The 3,060-nt window shown below is 50.5% G+C and carries 4 protein-coding genes; all 4 read right to left on the bottom strand.

Going from position 1 to position 3,060, the window contains the following annotated elements; translation table 11 throughout:
• Nucleotides 1–572, bottom strand: a 572-nt coding sequence (locus tag WAO31_RS03680) for an ATP-binding cassette domain-containing protein (RefSeq protein WP_509590397.1), incomplete at its 3' end; no start/stop codon positions are given.
• Nucleotides 572–1,207 (bottom strand): DUF2291 family protein, encoded by a 636-nt coding sequence (locus WAO31_RS03675; protein WP_509590395.1) that lies wholly within the window; start codon nucleotides 1,205–1,207, stop codon nucleotides 572–574. The genes WAO31_RS03675 and WAO31_RS03680, both read right to left, overlap by 1 nt.
• Nucleotides 1,208–1,244: 37 nt before the next feature.
• Nucleotides 1,245–2,264, bottom strand: coding sequence for a zinc-dependent alcohol dehydrogenase family protein (locus WAO31_RS03670; protein WP_509590392.1), 1,020 nt, complete (start codon nucleotides 2,262–2,264; stop codon nucleotides 1,245–1,247).
• A gap of 202 nt (nucleotides 2,265–2,466) precedes the next feature.
• Nucleotides 2,467–3,060, bottom strand: a 594-nt coding sequence (locus WAO31_RS03665; protein ID WP_509590390.1) for a DeoR/GlpR family DNA-binding transcription regulator, incomplete at its 5' end; no start/stop codon positions are given.

Below are 3,060 nucleotides of genomic sequence, written 5' to 3'. Positions count from 1 at the left end.
GCCTTTAGTTCCTCGATAACCTTAAAAAGGACCTCAACCTCGGTTGCGCTTAGAGCGCTAGTAGGTTCATCCATTATTAGGATGCTGGCGTCAGAACTTAGCGCTCTCGCGATTTCGATAATTTGTTGCTGGCCCAGACGAAGCTCTGACACCAGGGTCTCAGGTGAAATTTGCTCCTCGAGGCGATCGAGCACGGCCACAGTTGCCTTTCGCTCTGCCTCAAAGTCAACTCCAAAACGTCCTTTTATTTCGCGGCCCATAAATATGTTGTCTCTTACCGGCAGGTTTGGCGCCAGGTTTAGCTCCTGGTGAATGATTGCAATACCCTTGGCGGCCGCATCGGTTGTCGAGGCAAATTTCACCATCTCACCGTTTACCTCGAGAGTTCCAGAAGTGGGCTGTTCGACGCCGGAAAGAATTTTCATCAGGGTTGATTTACCGGCGCCATTTTCACCAAAAAGAGTAGTTACTTTCCCCGCACGAACGTCGAAGTCAACACCCTTCAGCGCCTTCGTGACGCCGTACTCTTTTGTTATACCCCTGGCCTTGAGGACTACGAGTCCGGATGACATTATTGGACCACTTTCAATGAGATCGGAATGACTATGTACTGCTTTGGATTGAATAGTGAAAAGGCACCAATAATGTCCAGCTGTTTACCGGTAAGTGTTGTCTTGTCAATCCCAGACAAAACAGTGTCGCGGACCTTGTCATTGAGCTTGGTACCGATGTCCTGGTAAGCAAGCTGATTTTCAAAGTCGGTAAATTTCACAAGGCCGGTCACGTCGCGAAGAGCAGTTCCATTCAAAGCGGGTCCCACTTGAAGATAAACCGGTGTAGTGACTCCCTCGACCTCAAGGACTAGGAGGTCTCCTTTTAACTCTCCACCGATAGCTGTGAACTTGGTGGCCACCGAATAAGCGGCGTTGTTGCCATCACGCTTACCGTATTTAGCACCCGCAACGTTGGGGTCGGCAATAATCTCGAGATCTAGCTCCGCCAACGGGTAAGAATTATCGAGGATATAGGGGACGATGGTTTTTTGGTAGTTCTCGTCAGCAAAAGCGGCAGAATCAACTTTGGCCTTCACCCCTTTTTCCAAAAGAGTGACATCCGCTCCAGTGACATAGGTGGTGTTGAGGCCGATAGCGACGATTACTCCAACTGTGAGAGTCAAATTGATTAGGCTCTGTTTTTTCATTTTCATTTCTCGAGTCTTAGAGGGACGTTTGGGCTTTTAGCGTTTAGAGCAGTTTTCCTGAATCCGCTGATCCGGGACGAATCTGAAGCTTGCGGCCAGTTCCTTCCCTGAACATGTCCATGGCTCCTGAGTAGTCATCGAGTGAGTAGTAGTGGCTAATCATCGGGGTGGCCTGCAGGGCACCTGCTTCAAATAGTGCAACAGCTCGATCGAAAGACGAAAGAGAAGCCATTGTTCCCGTTATGTTTATTTCATCTCGGTAAACCCTAAATGGCGAGTAGCTGGCTTTTTTATCTGCAGCGGCAACACCGAAGTGCAAAAATGTTCCGCCCGGCTTCACGCGGGTGAGACCATCTTCGATTGCGGGGATTACACCGGTGCAGTCGATAACTACATCCCACTGCTCGCGAGCTGCGTCGTTCGCGTTTCCCAAACGGGTTTCAATTCCAACCTCACGTGCCGCTTCGAGTCTTGATGCGTTGGTGTCGATTATTGTCACGGAGACCGCTCCAGCTCGTGGTGCTAGCTGTGCCATCATCAGACCCATTGTTCCTGCTCCGTAAACCAAGAAATGTTTTCCAAGGTCACGCGGAATCTGATCGTAACCGCGCACTGCGCATGCAAGCGGCTCAATTAAAGCAGCGTGATTTAGATCCACAGAGTCGGATAGCTTATAGCAGTTCGCCGCGGGTGCTTTCATGAATTCCGCAGAGCCACCGTCGTTTCCAACAACTCCCATGCCCTCCCACTTGCGGCAAAGGTTAGAGCGGCCATTTAGACAAAACTCACACTTCATGCAAGTCAAGGTGTTGTTGACGGTGACCTTGTCACCCTTGGCGAAGCCGACTACCTCTTTGCCGGTCTCGACTACGATGCCGGAGATTTCGTGGCCAGGAATGATCGGGAAACGTGCGCCCTCAAACTCGCCATCAATGAGGTGAACGTCGGTGCCACAGATCCCCACGGCCGATACCTGAATAATCAGGTCATTAGGGCCGGGAGTTGGGTCGGGCAGGGTGTGGACGCCAAATTTACCAATTTCTTCAAAAACGACTGCACGCATCTTCGCGTTCTCCCATGTTCTGACGTCCTCTTCGATGAGAACTGTTGGGCCAAGTATGCGACTAGATTGAGCGCAAAATGTGAGATTCCACGCTTATGTTATCTAATTGTTATCTTTTTGTCACGATAGCGGGGTTCTTTGGAAAAAAATAACAAAAATGCTGGGAAAAAGCCCAAAGCACTGGATTTTGGCCAAAAATTGGCTAGTTTGGGGCAACTATGACGTCGATGCCCTGCGAGCGCATATTTTCTATGTGCTCGGGCTTGGTGCCAGAATCCACAATCACGTGATCAAACTCGTCCAAACTTGCCAGGGCGTGCAGAGCCCTTCTGTCGAATTTGGTATGGTCCACAAGCAAGATCTTCTTGGCAGCAACGCTAAGCATGGCTCTTTTTGTTGCGACGGAATCTTCAGACTGGTGAAAACACATCCCATCCACTACCGATGCTGAGGAAATAAAGGCCACATCGGCCCGAAGCCGTTTGATGGCGTCAGTGGTGACACTTCCCATAAACGCTGAGCACCAGTTGTGAAAAGTCCCACCCAGGGCCACCAGCTGAACCCCCCGTGCCCCATTTAGCTCGTTCATCAAGGTTAGGACATTGGTAATAACGGTGACTGGGCTCTTGGTTTGGAGTCTTTTGGCCATTTGAAGCACGGTCGTAGAGTCATCCAACAGCACCGACTGCCCCGGTTCTATAAACTCAACCGCCACCCGGGCAATTGCCTCTTTAGATGGGGTTTCTTGCCCGATTCGGTAAACATCTGAGGACTCCACCAAGCTTGTTGAGTGGGC

It is taken from the genome of Rhodoluna sp. (assembly GCF_049276775.1).
GTDB lineage: Bacteria > Actinomycetota > Actinomycetes > Actinomycetales > Microbacteriaceae > Rhodoluna.
Note: the sequence above shows the minus strand (reverse complement) of the source record. Positions and strands in the feature narration are given on the sequence as shown.

Bases quoted from the DNA above. Each gene is read 5' to 3' on its own strand.
- WAO31_RS03670 (WP_509590392.1), bottom strand. From the start codon at position 2,264: ATGCGTGCAGTCGTTTTTGAAGAAATTGGTAAATTTGGCGTCCACACC.
- WAO31_RS03675 (WP_509590395.1), bottom strand. From the start codon at position 1,207: ATGAAAATGAAAAAACAGAGCCTAATCAATTTGACTCTCACAGTTGGA.